This is a genomic window from Psychrobacter sp. PSi21, from assembly GCF_054960615.1.
On the sequence record NZ_JBHNYR010000001.1, the window covers coordinates 133,614 to 153,829 of the forward strand.

At 48.0% G+C, this 20,216-nt stretch carries 18 protein-coding genes; 3 read left to right on the top strand and 15 right to left on the bottom strand.

What is annotated here, in order from left to right:
* Positions 1–190: 190 nt before the first annotated feature.
* Positions 191–790 (top strand): TetR/AcrR family transcriptional regulator, encoded by a 600-nt coding sequence (locus tag ACFI32_RS00590; RefSeq protein ID WP_462624545.1) that lies wholly within the window; start codon positions 191–193, stop codon positions 788–790.
* A 124-nt stretch (positions 791–914) separates the two neighbouring features.
* Here ACFI32_RS00590 and ACFI32_RS00595 read toward each other — a convergent pair whose 3' ends face one another.
* Positions 915–1,718 (bottom strand): sulfite exporter TauE/SafE family protein, encoded by an 804-nt coding sequence (locus ACFI32_RS00595; RefSeq protein ID WP_462624546.1) that lies wholly within the window; start codon positions 1,716–1,718, stop codon positions 915–917.
* Positions 1,719–1,976: 258 nt separating this feature from the next.
* Here ACFI32_RS00595 and ACFI32_RS00600 point away from each other — a divergent pair, with 258 nt between their 5' ends.
* Together ACFI32_RS00600 and ACFI32_RS00605 are read left to right on the top strand one after the other, a co-directional pair.
* Complete coding sequence (locus ACFI32_RS00600) at positions 1,977–2,942, top strand: biotin--[acetyl-CoA-carboxylase] ligase (RefSeq protein ID WP_462624547.1); 966 nt, start codon at positions 1,977–1,979, stop codon at positions 2,940–2,942.
* A gap of 108 nt (positions 2,943–3,050) precedes the next feature.
* Entirely contained in the window at positions 3,051–3,779 is a 729-nt protein-coding gene (locus ACFI32_RS00605) for a pantothenate kinase (RefSeq protein ID WP_462624548.1), read from the top strand.
* A 60-nt stretch (positions 3,780–3,839) separates the two neighbouring features.
* Here the strand turns inward: ACFI32_RS00605 and ACFI32_RS00610 are convergent, their stop codons facing one another.
* The 14 genes from ACFI32_RS00610 to ACFI32_RS00675 form a co-directional block, all read right to left on the bottom strand.
* Complete coding sequence (locus ACFI32_RS00610) at positions 3,840–4,280, bottom strand: energy transducer TonB (RefSeq protein ID WP_462624549.1); 441 nt, start codon at positions 4,278–4,280, stop codon at positions 3,840–3,842.
* A gap of 147 nt (positions 4,281–4,427) precedes the next feature.
* Positions 4,428–5,615 carry an isovaleryl-CoA dehydrogenase gene (locus ACFI32_RS00615; protein WP_462624550.1) on the bottom strand — a complete coding sequence of 396 codons (1,188 nt, stop codon included), beginning with the start codon at positions 5,613–5,615 and terminating at the stop codon, positions 4,428–4,430.
* A gap of 212 nt (positions 5,616–5,827) precedes the next feature.
* Complete coding sequence (locus ACFI32_RS00620) at positions 5,828–6,748, bottom strand: hydroxymethylglutaryl-CoA lyase (protein ID WP_462624551.1); 921 nt, start codon at positions 6,746–6,748, stop codon at positions 5,828–5,830.
* Positions 6,749–6,763: 15 nt separating this feature from the next.
* Positions 6,764–8,869 carry an acetyl/propionyl/methylcrotonyl-CoA carboxylase subunit alpha gene (locus ACFI32_RS00625; protein WP_462624552.1) on the bottom strand — a complete coding sequence of 702 codons (2,106 nt, stop codon included), beginning with the start codon at positions 8,867–8,869 and terminating at the stop codon, positions 6,764–6,766.
* Positions 8,870–8,946: 77 nt separating this feature from the next.
* Positions 8,947–9,777: an enoyl-CoA hydratase/isomerase family protein gene (locus tag ACFI32_RS00630; protein ID WP_462624553.1), complete on the bottom strand. Its 831-nt coding sequence runs from the start codon at positions 9,775–9,777 to the stop codon at positions 8,947–8,949.
* Between the two features lie 172 nt (positions 9,778–9,949).
* The gene (locus ACFI32_RS00635; protein WP_462624554.1) at positions 9,950–11,560 is read right to left on the bottom strand and encodes a carboxyl transferase domain-containing protein; all 1,611 of its coding nucleotides are present in this window, start codon (positions 11,558–11,560) and stop codon (positions 9,950–9,952) included.
* A gap of 133 nt (positions 11,561–11,693) precedes the next feature.
* Positions 11,694–13,469 carry an AMP-binding protein gene (locus tag ACFI32_RS00640; RefSeq protein ID WP_462624555.1) on the bottom strand — a complete coding sequence of 592 codons (1,776 nt, stop codon included), beginning with the start codon at positions 13,467–13,469 and terminating at the stop codon, positions 11,694–11,696.
* A 304-nt stretch (positions 13,470–13,773) separates the two neighbouring features.
* Positions 13,774–15,006, bottom strand: a complete 1,233-nt coding sequence (locus ACFI32_RS00645; protein ID WP_462624556.1) for an FAD-dependent oxidoreductase — start codon at positions 15,004–15,006, stop codon at positions 13,774–13,776.
* A 97-nt stretch (positions 15,007–15,103) separates the two neighbouring features.
* A complete protein-coding gene (locus ACFI32_RS00650) occupies positions 15,104–15,715 on the bottom strand; it encodes a DJ-1/PfpI family protein (RefSeq protein ID WP_462624557.1) in 612 nt (203 codons plus the stop codon).
* Between the two features lie 72 nt (positions 15,716–15,787).
* A complete protein-coding gene (locus ACFI32_RS00655; protein WP_462624558.1) occupies positions 15,788–16,423 on the bottom strand; it encodes an FMN-binding negative transcriptional regulator in 636 nt (211 codons plus the stop codon).
* A gap of 186 nt (positions 16,424–16,609) precedes the next feature.
* Positions 16,610–17,341: an amino acid ABC transporter ATP-binding protein gene (locus tag ACFI32_RS00660; RefSeq protein WP_462624823.1), complete on the bottom strand. Its 732-nt coding sequence runs from the start codon at positions 17,339–17,341 to the stop codon at positions 16,610–16,612.
* A gap of 169 nt (positions 17,342–17,510) precedes the next feature.
* A complete protein-coding gene (locus tag ACFI32_RS00665) occupies positions 17,511–18,182 on the bottom strand; it encodes an ABC transporter permease subunit (protein ID WP_462624559.1) in 672 nt (223 codons plus the stop codon).
* Entirely contained in the window at positions 18,179–18,925 is a 747-nt protein-coding gene (locus ACFI32_RS00670; RefSeq protein ID WP_462624560.1) for an amino acid ABC transporter permease, read from the bottom strand. Before ACFI32_RS00670 ends, ACFI32_RS00665 begins: the two co-directional genes overlap by 4 nt.
* An 89-nt stretch (positions 18,926–19,014) precedes the next feature.
* On the bottom strand, positions 19,015–19,998 hold the full coding sequence (locus ACFI32_RS00675; RefSeq protein WP_462624561.1) for a glutamate/aspartate ABC transporter substrate-binding protein: 984 nt from the start codon (positions 19,996–19,998) through the stop codon (positions 19,015–19,017).
* Positions 19,999–20,216: the final 218 nt, after the last annotated feature.

Sequence of the window (20,216 nt, forward strand, 5' to 3'; positions counted from 1 at the left end):
GAGGGATTTTGTATAACCCCACAAAACCCAAAAATCCAAGATACCAGTGTGATTGCAGCTTCATGATGTGACCCTCTACGTGATTTGTATTTGGATGCAACTGTTTAAAATACACCATTTTTAATTATAAAAACGAACGTTCGTTCATAATATAATTATTTTAATTTAATTGCAAGACAAAGGTACAGAGATGACAACAACTAAACCGACCAAAGCGATACGCCGCGCCCTCATTATGAATGCAGCAATCACATGCTTTATTCATAAAGGCATGCATCAGACAGGGATGCGTGACATTGCCAAGCAGGCTAATATCAGTCTTGGTAATTTGTACAATTATTTTTCTAGCAAAAATGATCTTATTGCAGAAATAGCGGTATTAGATGGGGAGGGTCTTGATATATTTGCAACAGCGCTAAACGCAAACGCTGATGCATTAATGGCAATGAGGGAGTTTATAGATGACTATCTTGATTATATGTGCAGTGTTGAAAATAGCTTTTTGACCATAGATATTATCGCAGAGTCACTACGCAACCCCGCTATTGCAAAACAGTTTGAGATCAACCGCACCAAACTTTTGGACGCCCTTGTAGCAACAATAAAACATGGTATGTCAGAAAATAGTATTCGACAAGATATCAGCGACATTGAGGAGACAGTAAAACTCATATTAGACGCTATAGAAGGGTTGGGATTGCGCTGTGGTCTGGCTAATACCACACCCTCACAAACTGCCCGTGATACTCTGCATGATATGATTTTTAGAATGTTGACAAAACCTGTTTGAGTTCTCAACCTTAACACTAGGGCGTGTCTTCCATTCAAACGCTTACAACTAAATGGGCTAAAAATGGCTAAATGTTTATCGCCATTTTTAAAATAGAGACACACCCTAGAATATCTGAAGATTATCAAATCACCCCAAGCCCACTTAACAACAGCTGACCACCTGCAAACAATAACAAAATACCAAAGGCGCGCTTCAATGTCTTTGCGGGCAGCTGGTGCGCCAGCTTGGCACCAAACTTGGCCATGATAAAGCTGGCAACCGAGATGCACAAAAAGCCGGTAATATGGACAAAACCGATCGCCCCTTCAGGCAGGTTGGGCACATCTTGGCCAAACCACGCAAACCCCAACGCGCCAGCAACGGCAATAGGCAGACCACAAGCCGCCGAGGTGCCGACCGATTGCTTCATCGACAGTCCCGACCAGTTTAAAAACGGTACGGTTAAGCTGCCGCCGCCTATCCCAAAGATCGAAGACGCAAGGCCAATACCTGTACCTGCGCCAAACTGGACGCTTTTGGGCGGCAACGGCTTGCCCAGCTGTTCTTTATTGGACAAAAACAACATTTTAAAGGCCACCAGCAGCGCACCGCCGCCGATGATCGCTTGTAGCGCATCGCCATCAATGCTATCGGCGACTCCAGCACCGATCAAGCTCCCGATGACCAAGCCAAGCGCCATCTGTTTCCATACATCCCAGCGTACGCCGCCGCGTTTGTGATGCGCCGTCAAAGAGCTGATAGACGTGACCATGATGGTCGCAAGTGATGTTCCGATAGCCAAATGTATCACGACATCGGGGGAGAAGTGATAAGCGGTAAATACCCACACCAAGGCGGGCACGATAATCATACCGCCACCGACACCAAATAAGCCTGCACATACCCCAGCAAACGCCCCTGCAATTACAAACCAAACATATAACATCGTCGCCCCAACCTTTCATCATGGTAATTTTTGTATCATAATAGCCAACTTGACCCACAAGCGCACGCTAAAACACGTATGGTACGGACGGGTTAGAGGCTACATGCTAAGCTCACTAGCAAAATATTAATGCCAGTGCTGTTTATCAGTGCCGTACGGACAGGATAATCAACCACGTGCCAGCGGCCACCACCGCGCTTGCTATTACCGCTTTGTACTCGCCCGACTCCAATACTTACTCAATAACAGACACTACCCATGCCCATCTCGCTATCCAACACCAGTTTATATGCAACGCTCAACCATCGCCATGTGGCCAGCAGTATCTCAACCAATAGCGAGCTGGTAGGTGATATCCAAGACGGCACGCTGTCTGCCGAACGTGTCCATATGCTGACTGCCGATACACAAAGCGCTGGTCGCGGGCAGCATGGTCGCTCGTGGCAATCACCAGTGGGCAACGTCTACTTGTCCCTCTACCATCCCATTAGTGGTCCTATCAGCGGCTTACTGTCACTGGTCGTGGGCGTGGCACTGGCAGACATGCCTGTGATCCAAACGCTGAACCGCGCGCGGCGCAACTGCCAGCTGCCACCTGTCGCGGTTAAATGGGCCAATGACTTGGGCTTTTATCAAGCATCTGGCGATGACGACGCGCTGATTTATTTTAGTAAATTGGCAGGCATTTTGATTGAGCCGGTGTGGCAAAATGGCAAACCTATTGGCGTGGTGCTCGGTATCGGTCTGAACGTACAAGCCACCCCAACGCTGACCGCAAAAACTGCTGAAGGCATGAGCTATCGCGCCATCAGTTTACAAGACTTGTATCATCAGTTGGTCGCGGCACATGAGACGCTCAGCGCGTCAAACTCGCTACCCGCTGACATGCCAGCGTTGCTGCCCGCCTTACCAAGTTTGACCGTGCTCTATGAGCAAATGGGCACCGCGCTGTGTGCCGCCTTGCAGCGCTTTGATGCGTTAATGAGCGCACAAGCAGCTGGTAGCACAGACAACGACCTAATGGCTGAGTTTTTGCAACAGTTTGCCAGTATGGATGCTCTGGCAGGTCGTCCGCTACGGGTCACGCAGCAGATCAAAGACGATTTGCAGATAGTAGAGGGAAGCGCTTGCGGAATTGACACACATGGTTGCCTGCAACTGCGCACGACCACTGGAACACTGCACTCACTGTTTACAGGCCGCATTGACGTCTTGCGCGACTGACGGTTAATACTCATTTTCATTGATTTATGGTGATAGGCCATTGAGCGCTTTATGTGGCAAGCTAAAGTGCCGTCAACCTTGTCACCGACACTCATAATAAGGATGTTTATGCTTTGGCTTGATTTAGGGAACACGCGACTTAAATACTGGCTGACCGATGATATCGGTCAAATTGTCGCTTATGATGCCAAGCAGCATTTGCAAGCCCCTGCCGAGCTATTGATGGGTCTGACCGATCGCTTTGAGCGTTATGCACCCGACTTTATTGGGATCTCTTCGGTGCTTGGTGAGCAAATCAATGTCCGCGTCGCCCAAACCTTGAGCCGCTTAAACATTCCTTTTGAATTTGTCCATGTCGATGCTCAATATCCGTTGATGCACAGCGCCTACGACGCCACCCAGCTTGGTGTGGATCGCTGGCTACAGATGCTCGGCGCCGTCGATAAGAAAAAACGCCAGTGTGTAATCGGCTGCGGTACGGCGGTAACGATTGATTTGATTGATCATGCTGAGCATTTAGGCGGGTATATTTTCCCCAGTATCTACTTGCAACGCGAATCTTTATTTTCTGGTACCAAACAGATCACCATCTCTAATGGCACATTCGATAGTGTCAGCCAAGGCATGACCACCCAAGACGCGGTGCACCGTGGTATTTTGCTCTCTATCGTCGGCGCGGTGAATGAAATCAGCCACCGTCATCCCAACTTTGAGCTGATTATGACAGGAGGCGATGCCAATATCATTGCCCAGCACATTAACCGCTCAGTGCGTATCCGTGATGATTTATTATTAAATGGGTTGGCACGTTATTTTGATTATCGTAAGCAGTCGTAGTGCGTTATAAAGGTCGCTAAGCAAGACACACTGCCAGCCATTTGACTGATATGTTAAATGCTACCGAGATCCAAATTTCACGGGAAGCCTGACAAGAGCAGCCACTGGTTTACCATTTTGGACAAAAGGCTTAAGGCGCGCCATCCGCAATTGACGTATAGCAATAGCCTCTACTCTACGATGGCCTCTACCTTTTATCACGTCAACATTTATAATGCGGCCTTGCTGATTGACATATAGTAAAAATTCTATATCCATATCTTCACAACAGTTTATCTTTGATAATTCAGACAAGTCTGGTGCGCTTACCCACCGTGCCTCAGATGCTGCAAACTGAATGGTAGGTTTATCAGGAGATAAATCAATCAATTCAGCGTTTGCACTGTGGCCTGTTAGTGTGCTTAATAATAGTGTCAACGCTGTCAGCACGGCAATAGGGGTTGATCTTTGGCTTATTTTAAGGCGAATTTGAGTGAACAGTGTAGTGGCAGTCGGCAACATAGAAGGGATCTTGGCAGTAGGGCAAATGAAAAAAGCTAAGGCGCAGCTTCATTAATCGATTATTGTAAATCAATAAAATAAAACCGTACCTTAGCACAATAGTTTATTTTCTGCTAACGATCTTAATGAGGCTTGTCTACGTGAACGTTATTTCGTCTCATTAAACAGCTCACGACCGACGAGCATACGGCGAATCTCGCTAGTACCTGCACCGATTTCATACAGCTTAGCATCACGCCAAAAACGTCCAAGTGGATACTCATTGGTATAACCATTACCACCAAATATTTGAATGCCCTCACCTGCCATCCATGTGGCTTTTTCCGCGCACCATAGAATCACGCTGGCACAGTCTTTACGCACTTCTCGGCTATGACCTGCGCCGCGCGCGTCTAGCATATCGAGGTTTTTACCCACCGTGTATAAGAAGCTGCGTCCTGCTTGTAGCACCGTATACATGTCCGCCACTTTACCTTGGATCAACTGAAACTCACCAATCGCCTGACCAAACTGCTTACGGTCATGGATATAGGGAACGACATTGTCCATCACCGCCTGCATGATACCAATAGGCCCCGCCGCCAGTACGGCGCGCTCATAGTCGAGACCACTCATCAGCACTTTGACGCCTTCATTGAGACTGCCCAAGATATTTTCGCTCGGTACTGTCACATTGTTAAAGGTCATCTCGCCCGTGTGGCTACCTCGCATACCCAATTTATCGAGCTTTTGCGCCATGCCAAACCCTTCCATATCTTTTTCAACGATAAAGGCAGTCATGCCTTTGGCACCCATTTCGGGATCGGTCTTGGCATAGACCACCATCACATCCGCATCAGGACCATTGGTGATCCACATTTTGCTGCCGTTTAAGACGTAACTGCCATCTTTTTCTTCAGCTTTGAGTTTCATACTAACGACATCTGAGCCAGCACCTGTCTCACTCATTGCCAATGAGCCGATGAACTCACCACTGATCAGCTTTGGCAAATACTTTTGTTTTTGCGCCTCAGAGCCGTTGCGTTTGATTTGGTTGATACACAGGTTGGAGTGGGCACCGTAGCTGAGCGCTACCGATGCCGACGCGCGGCTGATCTCTTCCATCGCCACCATATGGGCGACATAACCCATGTTCGAGCCGCCGTATTCTTCAGGAACGGTGATACCATGCAGGCCGAGATCGCCCATCTTTTGCCATAGATCCATGGGGAACTCATCGCTACTGTCAATCTCGCTTGCGCGCGGAGCAATCTCATTTGCCGCAAATTGCTGCACGACATCGCGTAGGGCGTCGATATCTTCGCCAAGCTGAAAATTCAATCCAAGTAAACTCATAACCATTCCTTGTTTTTTGAGGTTTTATTTTTGAAACGTCAATTTTTATTTAAACTCTAGTCAATACTAAACAAAAAAAGTATCTGTATCTGCACGCGCAACTGAAACAAATTTTTCTTGCTTGCTGTGCCTTCGCAGACAGAGGCTGCATAAAATTTATCTCAGTAGCGCTGTATTCCTTTTGTCATAACTATTATTAAGAGTAGTGATAGTTAAGACTGACGTTTATTAATCAAAGCCCGTGCCACGTTTGAGCCATTTGGACGCTTTAAGAAATCACTGATACGTTCACCCGCCACGACCAATTTATCCAAGTCGATACCCGTGCTGATACCCATACCATGTAGCATATACACGACGTCTTCGGTCGCGACATTGCCCGTTGCGCCTTTGGCATACGGACAACCACCGAGGCCTGCGACTGAGGTATCAAACTCACTGACCCCCATTTGTAACGCCGCTAAGGTATTGCTGAGCGCTTGACCATAAGTGTCATGAAAGTGGCCAGACAGCATCGTGATATCAGCGTACTCAAGGGCGGCTTGCAGGGCACGCTGCACTTTAAGCGGTGTACCCACCCCAATGGTATCGGCAATACCAATCTGCTCTGAGCCAATTTCAATCAAGCGCTTGGTGACATAAGCGACTTGGCTCGGGTCAATCTCGCCTTCATAAGGACAGCCAACGGTACAAGAGATAACGCCGCGTACTTTGATGCCTTGCGCTTTTGCTGCCGCAGCTACTGGTGCGAAACGCTCAATGCTTTCATCGATACTACAGTTGATGTTTTTTTGGCTAAAGGTTTCACTGGCTGAGCCAAAAATGACAATCTCATCAGGACGGTGCAAAATAGCATTTTCAAAGCCGCGCATATTGGGCACGAGTACCGAATAGCAAACGTCTTTCTGCCGTGTCGGCGCTAGTGCTTCGAGTAGCGCGCTGTTATCACCCATTTGCGGCACCCACTTTGGCGACACAAAACTGGTTGCTTCCAATTTTTTGACGCCCGCTGCAATCAGATCATTAATGAGTGCTTGCTTAATAGCAGTCGGCACCGTCGCTGATTCGTTTTGTAGGCCGTCACGCGGACTGACATCGACAATAGTGACATGCTCTGGATACGAATGGCTCATACTTATTATCCTTTTTTATTCGCTTTCACTATCAATGCGCAATAGCTCATCACCATCAGCAACCGAGTCACCTGCTGCAAACAGTAGCTCTGCCACCACGCCATCTGTCGGCGCGGTAATGGTATGTTCAATCTTCATGGCCTCGATGACGGCAAGCGGCTCACCTTTTTTGACCGTGTCGCCTACCGCCACTTTAAAGGCAACCACTTGCCCGGGCATCGGTGATTTTAAGCTACCGACCGCTGCGGTGTCCTCACCCACATGCGCCATCACATCAATCAGGGTAATTTCATCGCGTCCACTGTCTGTGAACACATAGACCGTCTCGTTATTTACCCAGCTTTGGGCGCTGATACGTGCACCCTCTAACCACAAAGTATGATTGTGCGCGTCACTACTGTCGTAGCTGACTTGCCCTTCGTACACCGTTTCTGTCTGAGCAGCCATATTTATATTACTAGCGTCCTGCGTATTCGCGATTTCTTTCTCGATAACAAGCGTAAAGCTACTGCGATTATCGTCGCTCTTTTTACTATCAGCACAATTCGCATTATGCCAATTGCTGATGCGCGCAATATATGACTGCTCATCATAAATGAGGCTAAAAGAGCGGGTATAATCGTTATAAGCACGGAACCCTGTCGGCTTACTAAAGGGGTCAGTATCTGTCTTTTGCGATACGGCTTCGCTGGCAAGCTGCTGGATAATAGCCGTCACCACAAGCGTCGATAACCCAAGCGGATGCTGATCAAACAGCTTGTCCTGCTCGCGCTCTATCAGCGCCGTATCAAGATTGGTGTTGCTAAACGAGTCGGTATTTAAAATATAACGCAAAAACGCCACGTTATTTGGCAAACCCACGATACGCGTCTGCGCCAATGCTCGATCGAGTCTTGCTAATGCTTGCTCACGCGTAGGCGCATGCACGATAAGTTTGGCAATCATAGAGTCATAAAAAGGACTGATCACATCACCCGCGCGGACGCCATCGTCGATACGCACATCAGCAATGTTAAAGGTGCTGTGCTCAGGCTTTTGATAAGTGAATAACGTCCCTGTCGCTGGTAAGAAATTATTGTCGGGGTTTTCAGCACAGATACGCGCTTCGATCGCATGTCCATTAATCGCTAGCTCGTCTTGCGATTTTGGCAATGGCTGACCCGCAGCGACCAACAGTTGCCACTCGACCAAATCCACACCAGTAATGGCTTCGCTGACGGGATGCTCAACTTGCAAGCGCGTGTTCATTTCCATGAAATAAAAATTCATCGTGCCTTCGCGCTGCTCAACGATAAACTCAACCGTGCCCGCGCCGACATAATCAACCGCGCGTGCCGCTTCGATAGCGGCGGTGCCCATTGCCTGACGCATGGCAGTATCGACACCCGGTGCAGGTGCTTCTTCTAATACTTTTTGATGGCGACGCTGCACGGAACAATCACGCTCAAACAGATGCACGTAATTGCCATGCGTATCACCGAATACTTGAATTTCGATATGGCGTGGTTTGAGCGCATATTTTTCGATCAATACCTGATTATTGCCAAAGCTGGTAATCGCTTCACGGCGGCACGAGTCGAGCAAGTCAATAAAATCGCTGCTTTTTTCAACGATACGCATACCTTTACCACCGCCACCAGCACTCGCTTTAATCAAGACAGGATAGCCAATATCATCTGCCTGCTGCTGCAAAAACTGGGCATTTTGGTTGTCACCATGATAGCCCGGTATTAGCGGCACGCCAGCGGCCTCCATTAAGCGCTTGGACTCAGACTTGCCGCCCATGGCACGGATGGCATCAGCAGAGGGACCGATAAAGACCAAACCCGCATCTTGGCAGGCCTGTGCAAAGTCGGCATTTTCACTTAAGAACCCATAGCCCGGATGGATAGCCTCAGCACCTGTTTGCTTGGCAATGGCAATAATATCATCGCCTTTGAGATAGCTGTCTTTTGGTGCCGAACCGCCCAAATAGATCGCTTCATCACAGACCGCCACATGTTTAGCGCTACGATCAGCATCAGAATAAACCGCAACGGTACTGACACCCAGACGCTTGGCAGTCGCAGCCACTCGGCAAGCAATTTCACCACGGTTGGCGATTAAAATTTTAGAAAACATAACTATCCCTGTGTCTTGTCGTTGTTATTTGACGTCTTGTCTATTTGTCCGTTTATCTATCATTATTCTGCTGCTAGTTAGTTTGACGTTAGCCAATCAGGCTTACGCTTTTGCAAGAAGGCTTGCACGCCCTCGCGACCTTGTGTAGATGAACGAATATCAGCGATACCTTTGACCGTATCGGCAATCAGCTCATCAGTGATGGGCGCACCAGCGACATCGTGTAATAGCTGCTTGCAGGTTTTGACCGCATCGGGGCTGTTTTTAACGACCTTGCTACAGAATGCCGCTACTTCATCATCCAGCCATTCTTCGCTGACGCGCTCGTGAATAAAGCCAAGCTGACGCGCCTTTTTGGCATCGAATACCTCAGCACTTAAGAAATAACGCTGAGAGGCTCTCGCACCCAAGGTACGGATGACATAAGGACTGATCGTGGCAGGTGCTAAACCCAAGCGCACTTCGCTTAAACAAAAATTGGCAATATTCACCGCGATCGCCACATCACAGACCGCAACCAGACCCATACCGCCAGCATAGACATCGCCTTGGATTGCCGCAATCGTCGGCTTAGGGCATTCATAAATCGTCTTGAGCATTTGCGCCAATTTATCAGCATCCGCTAGATTTTCTTTATAGCTATAATCCGCCATGGCGCGCATCCAATTAAGATCAGCGCCCGCACAAAATGCCTTGCCAGCCGCCGCGAGTACAATGACACGTACATTGTCATCAGCGCCTAGCTTAGTAAAGGCATCGGTCAACTCGGCAATCATTTCATCATTAAAGGCATTACGTATTTTAGGACGATTCAATGTCACGGTAGCCACATGCTGCTCAACGCTGACCAACAGGCTTTTATAATCATGACTATTTTTTGATTTTGCTTCTTTCTTTGTTTCTTTCATAACTGTCTCTATCTTCCTATTTATATGTCTATGTAACTACTTAGCCCAAGGTTTGGGCTATCCATCATAATGCCCATATAAGAAAGTAAGATGTCAAACTTCGATGGCGCGATAGAATTGTATGTTTAAAAAGGTGTCGCACCACTATCTTATTACGGGCAACCCGCAGCGCTTACATTCTAAAGACACCAAAAGTCGTCTCTTCAATCGGGGCGTTATAAGCAGCACTCAATCCTAAGGCCAATACATGACGGGTATCCGCAGGGTCAATCACGCCGTCGTCCCACAGGCGCGCGGTGGCATAATAGGGATGTCCTTGTTCTTCGTACATCTCACGAATTGGCGCTTTAAAGGCCGCTTCATCTTCCTCACTCCAAGCCTCACCCTTGCGATTAAAGTTATCACGCTTGACGGTTGCCAATACTGAGGCCGCCTGCTCACCGCCCATCACTGAGATACGGGCATTTGGCCACATCCATAAGAAACGTGGACTATAAGCGCGGCCACACATGCCGTAGTTACCCGCGCCGAATGAGCCGCCAACAATGACGGTGAATTTGGGTACTTTGGCATTGGCGACGGCCATGACCATTTTGGCACCATGACGGGCAATCCCTTCGTTTTCGTATTTACGCCCAACCATAAAGCCTGTGATATTTTGCAGGAACACCAACGGTATTTTGCGTTTACAGCACAGCTCAATAAAGTGCGTGCCTTTCTGCGCCGACTCACTAAATAGAATGCCGTTATTGGCAATGATACCGACGGGCATTCCTTCGATATGGGCAAACCCGCACACTAAGGTGGTGCCAAAGCGCGCTTTGAATTCATCAAAGGCACTGTCATCAACGATACGGGCGATGATTTCTTTGATATCAAATGGCTTGCGCTTGTCCGTTGGAATCACACCGTATAGCTCTTTGGCCTCATACCGTGGTGGCTTGGGTGTGATTTGATTGGGGATATTTTTAGCAGGGCGATTGAGATGACTGACGATATTACGGGCGATGGATAACGCATGGGTGTCGTTTTGCGCTAAGTGATCGACCACGCCTGAGAGCCGCGTATGCACATCACCGCCGCCCAAATCCTCTGCGGTCACCTCTTCACCCGTTGCTGCTTTGACCAGTGGCGGCCCACCCAAAAAGATGGTGCCTTGCTCTTTGACAATAATGGACTCATCGCTCATCGCAGGCACATACGCGCCGCCAGCCGTACAGCTACCCATGACCACCGCGATTTGTGGTATACCTGCCGCACTTAGATTGGCTTGGTTAAAAAAGATACGGCCGAAATGCTCTTTATCAGGGAATACGTCATCTTGGTTCGGTAAGTTGGCACCACCTGAATCGACCAAGTAAACACACGGCAGATGATTTTCTTGTGCAATTTCTTGCGCGCGTAGATGCTTTTTGACCGTCATTGGGTAATAAGTGCCGCCTTTTACAGTGGCATCATTACAGACGATCATACACTCGATACCGTTGATACGCCCGATACCCGCAATCACGCCCGCCGCTGGAATCTCTTCGCCATACATGTCGTGGGCGGCCATCGGTGCCACTTCCAAAAACGGTGTACCCACATCAAGCAAACGCTCGACCCGCTCACGTGGCAACAGTTTGCCGCGTGCTAGATGCTTAGCACGGGCGCGCTCTGAGCCGCCTTGGGCGACTTTACGCAGGTGTACATACAGATCATCGACGATCGCTTGCATCGCGGCACTGTTTTGCTGAAAGTCGCTCGAATTTGGGCTCAGTTTACTGGTGATGATCGTGCTCATGATGTCCCTTGTTTATAAATGTGAGTCACTTTTTCTTGTTGTCTCGACTCATAATGATAATGTTCAATGATACAGACACTAAATGGTACAAATGCTAGATAGTTTTTTTCTTACAGACGAACTAGGCGATCTACTATAAGCCGAGCTCTTCTTTCATCTGCTCAATGATTTTATACTTTTGGATTTTACCCGTAATGGTCATGGGGTACTCGGTGACAAAGCGATAGTAAGTCGGCACTTTATAATGGGCGATATGCTCGCTACAGAATTCACGCACTTCCTCTTCGCTCAAGCAGTCCGGCTCTTTGGGGATAATCCACGCCGCCAGCACTTCGCCATAACGCTCATCAGGTATGCCGACGATTTGCACATCACGAATTTTGGGATGACGATAAAGGTAGTTTTCGATCTCGACTGGATAGATGTTTTCGCCACCGCGAATCACCATGTCTTTACTACGACCGACAATTTTGACATAGCCATCTTCGTCCATTGTGGCCAGATCACCCGTATGCATCCAGCCATCTTTTATCGACGCGCGCGTTTTGAAGCGGCTGCCCCAATAGCCTTTCATCACAGAATAGCCACGCGTGAGTAGCTCGCCTGTCTCCCCAATCGGCATAATCTCGCCCGTCTCGGTGTCGATCACTTTGACCTCAAGCGCGGGCTGTACCAGTCCGACGGTCGATACTTGCTTCTCAAGTGGCGTGTGCTCATTGGTTTGGCAAGATACGGGACTGGTTTCGGTCATACCGTAGGCAATGGTGACCTCGCTCATATGCATCTTATCGATGACGCGGCGCATGACCTCAATCGGGCAGCTGGAGCCTGCCATGATGCCCGTGCGCAAGGTGGATAAATCAAAGTTCTCAAATTCAGGATGGTCCAGCTCAGCGATAAACATCGTGGGCACGCCATGTAGACCCGTACACTTCTCTTCTTCGACGGCTTGTAATACGGTCAACGGCTCAAAACCATCGTTTGGATAAACGATACAGCCACCATGCGTCAGAATCGCCAAATTGCCCAGCACCATACCAAAACAATGATACAGCGGTACTGGGATACACAGTCTATCTTCTTCAGTGAGATTCATGGCCTCGCCGATAAAATAGCCGTTATTAAGGATATTGCGGTGGGTTAAGGTTGCGCCTTTTGGTGTGCCTGTCGTGCCACTGGTAAATTGCACATTGATGGCATCGGTGTTACTAAGCTGGGCTTGGCGCTCGGCAACGCGTGGATCATTGGCATCGCCTTCCGCCATCCAGTTTGAGAATTTTTGCATAAAACCAAAGGTTTCATCCGACTCTGGTTCATCAATCCAAATGATACGCTCGATCGTAGGTATCTCAACCAAATCAAGCTGGGTGTAGTTTTTATGATAAATCTCAGGACATAGCTCCCGGATCAGGCTGGCATAATCACTGGTTTTAAAATGACGCATGAGCACCAGCGCTGAACAGCCGAGTTTGTTTAGAGCGTATTGCAGCTCAAAGGTGCGGTAGGCAGGATTGATATTGACGAGGATAACGCCGACTTTTGCAGTGGCTAATTGCATCAGTAGCCATTCGGCGTTGTTGTGTGACCAAATCCCGATACGGTCACCAACCTCCAGCCCCATCTCAATCATACTACTGGCTAACTGGTTGACCTGCTGCTGTAGCTGTTGGTAGGTCCAGCGGATGTTTTGATGACAGACGACCAGCGCTTCACGATCAGGGTATTTGGAGACAATGGCATCAAAAAAGTCACCGATGGTCGCTTCAATCAGCGGCACATCAGGCCCTTTGTCGTAGCTTTGGGTCAGCGGCGCATTGGCGGAGCGCGCGCCCATATTGACACTCGGGATATTATTTAAAATCGCATCGAAATCAACGTGAGTTGCAGCGGAATTAGAATTTTGAGTCATAACGAGTCCTTTCGTTTTATTTTTTATAGTATTTATAGACAGTGCTCATGAATGGCTTGCTGGCAACCGTTCTTCCTTGATCAGATTGCACATCGCATTTAACTACTATAACGCCATAAATGAAAGCCTGTCAATAATATCAATACATTATGTATCATTTAATCAGTCATAAAAATTCTGACTACAGAAAAGATAACACAAACTGATGGCATCTTTTTGACATAAAAAAGTCAGCCACATTCTAAAAATGGGCTGGCTCAATGATCACTAATATTTTTTTATACTTACTTTTTAAACGAATCCATTAGGAGGCTTTGGGTGCTGCAGGCGCTTTGATGGTTACTGTGGCACTGACGGCATCGTTACCATCCAGTAAATCCATGATGAGCTCCTCCTCACTTTCAGTGGTCACTTGCCAGTTACCAGCCGCGTATGGAACGCCCGTCACCATCACTGAGATGGCTTTGTTTTTTAGGCGAATCATCGGTGGCTTGTGGTCGTAGCCGCTGTGCTCCTGACCCAAGATATCATCAGCGATGGTCGCTGCCTGCGCGCGCAGTGGTGCCACGTAACGGCAGGCCACGCCATTGATCGACATGCAATCACCAATAGCGTAGATGTCTGCAGTGTCAGTGCGCAAAGTCGCCGCATCGACCTCGATACCCGTACGGCGGTCAAATGCTACTCCTGCCGCCGCTGGCAATTGCTCATCGACAGTGAGTCCTGTACTGGCGATTACATGATCGACGATCAATGGCTCGGGCTGCTCAGCTTCGGCGCTGTCATCTGTTGAAGCAAGCGGCATATAGTCTACTTTGAGTTTTTCAGCATCGCTGTCGCTATCACTCATACGAGTAACGGCAGCTACTTGATAACCACCCAAGAATTGAATGCCTTGTGATTCAATCGCCTTAGCAATCCGTGCCGTCGCTTTGGCTGGTAGCATTTGTGATAATGGCGCATCATTCAGATCAATCAGTGTGACTTGATGACCTGCTTTGAGTAGGTCTTCGGCAATTTCAGTGCCGACCATGCCAGCGCCAACGATGGCAACGTGTTGGCTACCTGTTGCCAGCTTTTCTTGTAGCTGACTAAATTGCTCGATATGATTGACATGCCAGACCAAATCTTCTGGCAAACTTTTGGGGAAAATAGGATGCGCGCCCATCGCCAGCACCAACTTATCATAATTGATCGTGGCATAATCGGTGTGAGCTGGGTCTGGTCTGTTGGCTGAGATAAGCTGTAGCTGCTGAGTAGTCGTATCAATATCTGTGACCTGCGTATCGGCAAGTAGCGTCACGCCTGCCGTTTTTGCCGCATCCATGCCTGTTGCTCGTACGAGGTCTGACGCGCGTTTGTTTTGGCTGATCGCCATAGTCAGCATCGGTTTGTGATAACGATCGCCATTATCGGCAGTGATTAAGGTAATCGGAATGTCTTTGTCTTTGGCACGAATCGCATCAATCACATGCCAGCCTGCCAAGCCTGCACCAATGATCACGATACCTTTATTTGCTTGTTTTTCTGTACTCATAACTGCTCCACTATGGTTGACGGCTTCTTTTAATTATTAGCATCTTGGCCGCTATTGTATCAGTAAACAGACAGACACTCACCTATCGAACCGCGCCCTAGTCAATATCGAATTCCATACGGTTGGCGGTTGCATGCATGGTGTCATTGTCTATGAGTTTTTCCACGCAATATAAGCTTGCATGGATGCCTGCACTGATTCCTGCTGAAGTGACAATATTATGCGTATCATCGCTGGCATCGACACTGGCATCAACATAGCGGGTGTTAGCAATCACTTCTATATCGGGATACGAGGCTAAGGTGTCTAAATCCATCCAGTGCGTGGTTGCCGCTCGACCAGCGAGCAGTCCTGCTTTTGCCAGTAGCAGCGCACCTGTGCATACCGACAAGGTCAGCTCAGCGACGCTTGCTTGCGTGGTGATCCAATCAAGCACTGTCTGGTTGTGGATTTCTATTTTTTCAGCACCATAACCACCAGGGATCACGAGTACGTCAATCTTTGGATGAGTGGCAAAACTATAATCAGGGATGACCTGTAGGCCGTTTCTAGCCGAGATCGCTGCTGGATGTTCGGCAATAGTAATGACCTCAAAGTGTTTATCGCTTGCGCCGTTTTCGGCCAGTGAGAACACCTCAAAAGGCCCAGCAAAGTCCAATACTTCTACTTCGTTAAATAGCAGTATGCCAACCGTTCGTTTTAGTGTCATAGCTTGTCCTAGTGAGATTAAGTTAGATTGATATCGTTAAGTCATATTTAATCCATTTATATTGTACTGTTTTTACCGATTTACTGAACCAATCAGCGCCGCCATGGCACCTGCCTTTGCTGTATTGCACTGCCTCAGTCCTGCGACGACTCCCGCTCTATTGTCCGCTGTTTTGTTTTGACTCAGTTTGAACTGCGCTTGCACATCCGTAATGTCGACACGAATACCCACAATCGCGCGGCAAAGCGACTGAATATAGCTGTCTGGCGCATCATTAAGCGACCATGGCATCGGCTGACTGGCTTCAAAAGCTTGAGTGAGCATTGATAAAATATCAATCAAGTCTTCAGGTGCCGTGAGCAGACTCACTGACCCTGTGACATGCACGCTACGATAGTTCCAAGTCGGTACCTCTTTATGGGTGATCGCTTTACTTGGATACCAATTGGGGCTGATATAATGACCTGCATCTTGAAATATCACCAGCCATGGCGTATCAAGATTATCACTGTGGTTCAGCGTATTGACTTTGGCGATGTGCCCATACAGACAACCATACTTACTACCATCATCCTGCCAATACATCGGAACATGACAAGCCTCCAATCCCGACTTGGTGTGTGCGATGAGCGTCGCTTGTGGCTGCTCTTTGATAAAGGCCTTTATGGTCGTAAAATTGTCTTCTTTAAAGGCTTTGGGCGTAAACATCACAGTCTCCCGTTCGTTTTTCAAATCGCTAGATAAAAGATACTAAATACAAAGCGCCCTATCAAAGAGAGCATTTCACTGTCTTCAATAAGGCGCTTTGTATCGTCATTACTGGTGATAAATAGGGTTTAGTTCGGGTACTTTTATTGAAGATAAAACGATCAATAATTGTCAATTGAAGCGTGTTTAATGATTCAAAATCTTCGATAAAAACAGTTGCGCGCGCTCGCTTTTTGCGCCTTCAAAAAACTCATCTTTGCTACAATTCTCGACCACATGCCCCTCATCCATAAAGATAATGCGGTTGGCGACCTGACTGGCAAAGCCCATCTCATGGGTCACACACATCATGGTCATGCCCTCACGCGCCAGCTCCATCATCACATCGAGCACTTCCTGAATCATCTCAGGGTCAAGCGCCGAGGTCGGCTCATCAAAGAGCATCGCTACAGGATCCATGGCAAGCGCACGCGCAATCGCCACCCGCTGCTGCTGACCACCAGAGAGCTCGGCAGGGTATTTAGGCGCTTGCTCGGTCAGACCGACACGGTCAAGATACGCCATGGCCTTTTGCTTGGCCTCACTTTCTTTGCGGCCTAGCACCTTGATCTGAGCGACGGTTAAGTTGTCAATGATGGTCAAATGCGGAAACAGCTCAAAGTGCTGAAACACCATACCCACACGACTACGCAGCTTGGGCAAATTGGTTTTTGAGTCGCCAACAGAGATGCCGTTGACCATGATTTTGCCTTCTTGAAAAGGCTCAAGACCATTGACGGTCTTAATCAACGTCGATTTACCACTGCCTGAAGGGCCACAGACGACCACCACATCACCCTTGTGCACGTGCGCGGTACACTTGGTCAATACTTGAAAGTCGCCATACCACTTGCTGACATCGGTCATTTGAATGACCATCTCATCGGTCGCATGACCATTGTTAGTAACCAGTCCACCAAAGGAATTTACATACGTATCAGCATTGCTCATCACTGGCTCCTAACCACGTTATTATCGATAACTGCTATCTAAAAAACATCATTAAAAATTTGTCAAAACACTGACGTTTAAGCGCGCGGCATATACCCTAAAACCGCAAACGCTTTTGTATCTGCTGCACACCAATCGAGGCTGTCAAGCTGATGACAAAGTACACCGCGCCCGCACCTAAAATATACGGGGTGAGCAGACCCATCAGTTCACCGCGGACGTAGGCTGCGCGGAAAAAGTCGGTCAACCCAATGGCAAATACCAAGGTTGTGTCTTGAAATAGGATAATACATTGCTGCAAAATCAGCGGCAGCATCTTGCGAAAGGCTTGCGGCAAGATGACCAAACGCATGGTCTGCCCGTAGGTCATACCGAGCGCTTTGGCGGCATTGATTTGTCCGCTACCAATCGATTGAATACCCGCACGCACCACCTCTGAGAAGTACGCCGCCTCAAACATCATAAAGGCAACCACACAAGAGGCAAACGCAGCATTGATTTGTAGATACTTGCCCGCCACCCAAAAGTAAATCATCGGTACGGCAAAATAAAACCACAACAGCACCAGTAGCAGCGGTACTGAGCGGAAGTAATTGACGTATAACTTTGAGGGGACTTCAAGCGCTTTGATACCAGACAAGCGCATCAATGCCAGTACCGTGCCTAAGCTAATACCACCAATAATTGCCAAAAACAGCACTTTTAAGGTGGTGATCATGCCGCCCATCAGACCAGGATAAGCGGTCGCTAATTCGGTCATCATGCTCATTTCTGACCTCCCGCAATAAGCCCAGGTACCCGCAGTTTACGCTCGATCAGTCCCATAATAGCGATCAATGATAAATTGAACACCAAATAGATAATCGTCGCATAAGTATAAATCTCGATACTGTTTTGCGTATATTCACTGATGGTTTTGGTTTGACTGATCAGCTCCATCACCCCAACCAAGGAGGCGACAGAAGCGTTTTTAAAACAGTTGGTCAGCTCAGAGCTGAGCGGTGGCAAAATAATACGAAAGGCTTGCGGTAGCAGCACTTCTTTATAGACTTGTGGAATACTAAAGCCCAATGCATAGGCGGCGTTACTCTGTCCATCAGGTAGCGACTCGATACCCGTCCGCACCTGCTCAACAATACGAGCGGCGGTAAATAAGCCAAGACCGATACTCGCCGATAGCATGGCGGAAGTATTTGGCGATAAATCCTTATACCACCACTCTTGTATCGCAGGCGTCAGCCAGCCGGGAGCAATATAAAACCAAAAGAACAACTGCACTAAGAGGGGAATGTTACGAAAAAAGGTCACATAGGCCGTACCAATGGCACGTGCTGTTTTATTGGGCAGAGTACGCATGATACCAAAGACTGTACCCACGACCATCGCGATGGCCCATGCAATACTACCAATCAGTAGCAGCCAGCCGAGACCGGTGATCATCCAATGGATGTAAAGCTCGTTGCCAATACCAGTCTGCTCAAAGAGCACACCCCAGTTCCAGCTATAATTCATGGTTGTCTCTCCAAGCCGCGATTGATAAACCTATACGTCAGATAAGATATATCTGACGTATAGGCAAGCCATATTGAGGGACAAAAACTTTATTGAGCGGTCGCCATTTTTGGCTGAGCGCCGTCGTGTGGATTGGCAATCAAGTCTCTTAGATTGTCAGACATCTCAAAGTTGAGGTTGACGTTTTTCGGTGGGACTGGGTTTAAGAACCACTTGTCATAAATGCTATTGATCTCGCCTGAGCTAAAGACATTGTTCAACGCGTCGTTAACCACAGCTTTGAATTCAGGATCGTCTTTACGCATCATACAACCATAAATCTCAAATGACTGCGGCTCACCCACGATGACCCATTCATCAGGATTTTTGGCTTTGGCTTTTTCGCCTGCAAGCAAGACATCATCCATCATAAAAGCATCAGCACGGCCATTTTCTAGCATCAAAAATGCTTCGCCGTGATCTTTGGCTGAGATGATGTTCATATCCATATTGTTGTCATTATCATACTGACGGATATAACGCTCTGAGGTGGTGCCTGCTGTGGTGACAAGCGTCTTACCTTTTAGGTCTTCAAAGCCTTGGATACCCGAGTCGTTTTTGGTGAGTAGGCGTGTACCAATTTCAAAGAAACCATTGGAGAAAGCGACTTGTTTTTGACGCTCTTCGTTATTGGTGGTTGAACCACACTCAAAATCTACCGTGCCGTTTTGTACCAACGGAATACGCGTTTGTGAGGTGATCAAGTTATAACGGACGTTAAGGTCTGGCATGTTGAGCTTTTCTTTGACCGCTTCGACAACTTTCATTTCTAAATCGTGCGCATAACCGATCGGCTGATTGGGATCATCAGCAATATAAGAAAATGGAATGGAAGAGTCACGGTGACCGACGACAATAGTGCCTGAATCTTTAATTTTTTGTAGCGTGCCATTCATGTTGGCAGCCGCTTCAGTTGGCTCTGCACCATCTGTGGCTGGCGCTTCGGCTGTGGTTTGGCTACTGTTGTTACAGCCAGCAAGACCGAGGGCCATAAAGGTGGCAAAGGCTAAAGGTTTGGAGCTGAAATAGGCCATGCGAGACTTCCTTTTTATCACATCGAATTTGAAAGGGATCTTGGGCGCGGTGACCGCTGATTTATCGGTTTTTCGTGACCATGCTTCCCTGCTCTTACTGTGCGTTACATCATGCAAGTTAATGTTACTCTACAACAAATCCACCAACATGAGTAATGTTTTTTATCTGTAGAGATTGTTTGTTACCAAATCACAAAGCACGTGACCCGCACTTATTT

What these genes read in the sequence shown, in the direction of transcription:
- ACFI32_RS00590 (WP_462624545.1), top strand. Translation starts at nt 191, where the DNA reads ATGACAACAACTAAACCGACCAAAGCGATACGCCGCGCCCTCATTATG.
- ACFI32_RS00595 (WP_462624546.1), bottom strand. Translation starts at nt 1,718, where the DNA reads ATGTTATATGTTTGGTTTGTAATTGCAGGGGCGTTTGCTGGGGTATGT.
- ACFI32_RS00600 (WP_462624547.1), top strand. Translation starts at nt 1,977, where the DNA reads ATGCCCATCTCGCTATCCAACACCAGTTTATATGCAACGCTCAACCAT.
- ACFI32_RS00605 (WP_462624548.1), top strand. Translation starts at nt 3,051, where the DNA reads ATGCTTTGGCTTGATTTAGGGAACACGCGACTTAAATACTGGCTGACC.
- ACFI32_RS00610 (WP_462624549.1), bottom strand. Translation starts at nt 4,280, where the DNA reads ATGTTGCCGACTGCCACTACACTGTTCACTCAAATTCGCCTTAAAATA.
- ACFI32_RS00615 (WP_462624550.1), bottom strand. Translation starts at nt 5,615, where the DNA reads ATGAGTTTACTTGGATTGAATTTTCAGCTTGGCGAAGATATCGACGCC.
- ACFI32_RS00620 (WP_462624551.1), bottom strand. Translation starts at nt 6,748, where the DNA reads ATGAGCCATTCGTATCCAGAGCATGTCACTATTGTCGATGTCAGTCCG.
- ACFI32_RS00625 (WP_462624552.1), bottom strand. Translation starts at nt 8,869, where the DNA reads ATGTTTTCTAAAATTTTAATCGCCAACCGTGGTGAAATTGCTTGCCGA.
- ACFI32_RS00630 (WP_462624553.1), bottom strand. Translation starts at nt 9,777, where the DNA reads ATGAAAGAAACAAAGAAAGAAGCAAAATCAAAAAATAGTCATGATTAT.
- ACFI32_RS00635 (WP_462624554.1), bottom strand. Translation starts at nt 11,560, where the DNA reads ATGAGCACGATCATCACCAGTAAACTGAGCCCAAATTCGAGCGACTTT.
- ACFI32_RS00640 (WP_462624555.1), bottom strand. Translation starts at nt 13,469, where the DNA reads ATGACTCAAAATTCTAATTCCGCTGCAACTCACGTTGATTTCGATGCG.
- ACFI32_RS00645 (WP_462624556.1), bottom strand. Translation starts at nt 15,006, where the DNA reads ATGAGTACAGAAAAACAAGCAAATAAAGGTATCGTGATCATTGGTGCA.
- ACFI32_RS00650 (WP_462624557.1), bottom strand. Translation starts at nt 15,715, where the DNA reads ATGACACTAAAACGAACGGTTGGCATACTGCTATTTAACGAAGTAGAA.
- ACFI32_RS00655 (WP_462624558.1), bottom strand. Translation starts at nt 16,423, where the DNA reads ATGTTTACGCCCAAAGCCTTTAAAGAAGACAATTTTACGACCATAAAG.
- ACFI32_RS00660 (WP_462624823.1), bottom strand. Translation starts at nt 17,341, where the DNA reads ATGGTCATTCAAATGACCGATGTCAGCAAGTGGTATGGCGACTTTCAA.
- ACFI32_RS00665 (WP_462624559.1), bottom strand. Translation starts at nt 18,182, where the DNA reads ATGAGCATGATGACCGAATTAGCGACCGCTTATCCTGGTCTGATGGGC.
- ACFI32_RS00670 (WP_462624560.1), bottom strand. Translation starts at nt 18,925, where the DNA reads ATGAATTATAGCTGGAACTGGGGTGTGCTCTTTGAGCAGACTGGTATT.
- ACFI32_RS00675 (WP_462624561.1), bottom strand. Translation starts at nt 19,998, where the DNA reads ATGGCCTATTTCAGCTCCAAACCTTTAGCCTTTGCCACCTTTATGGCC.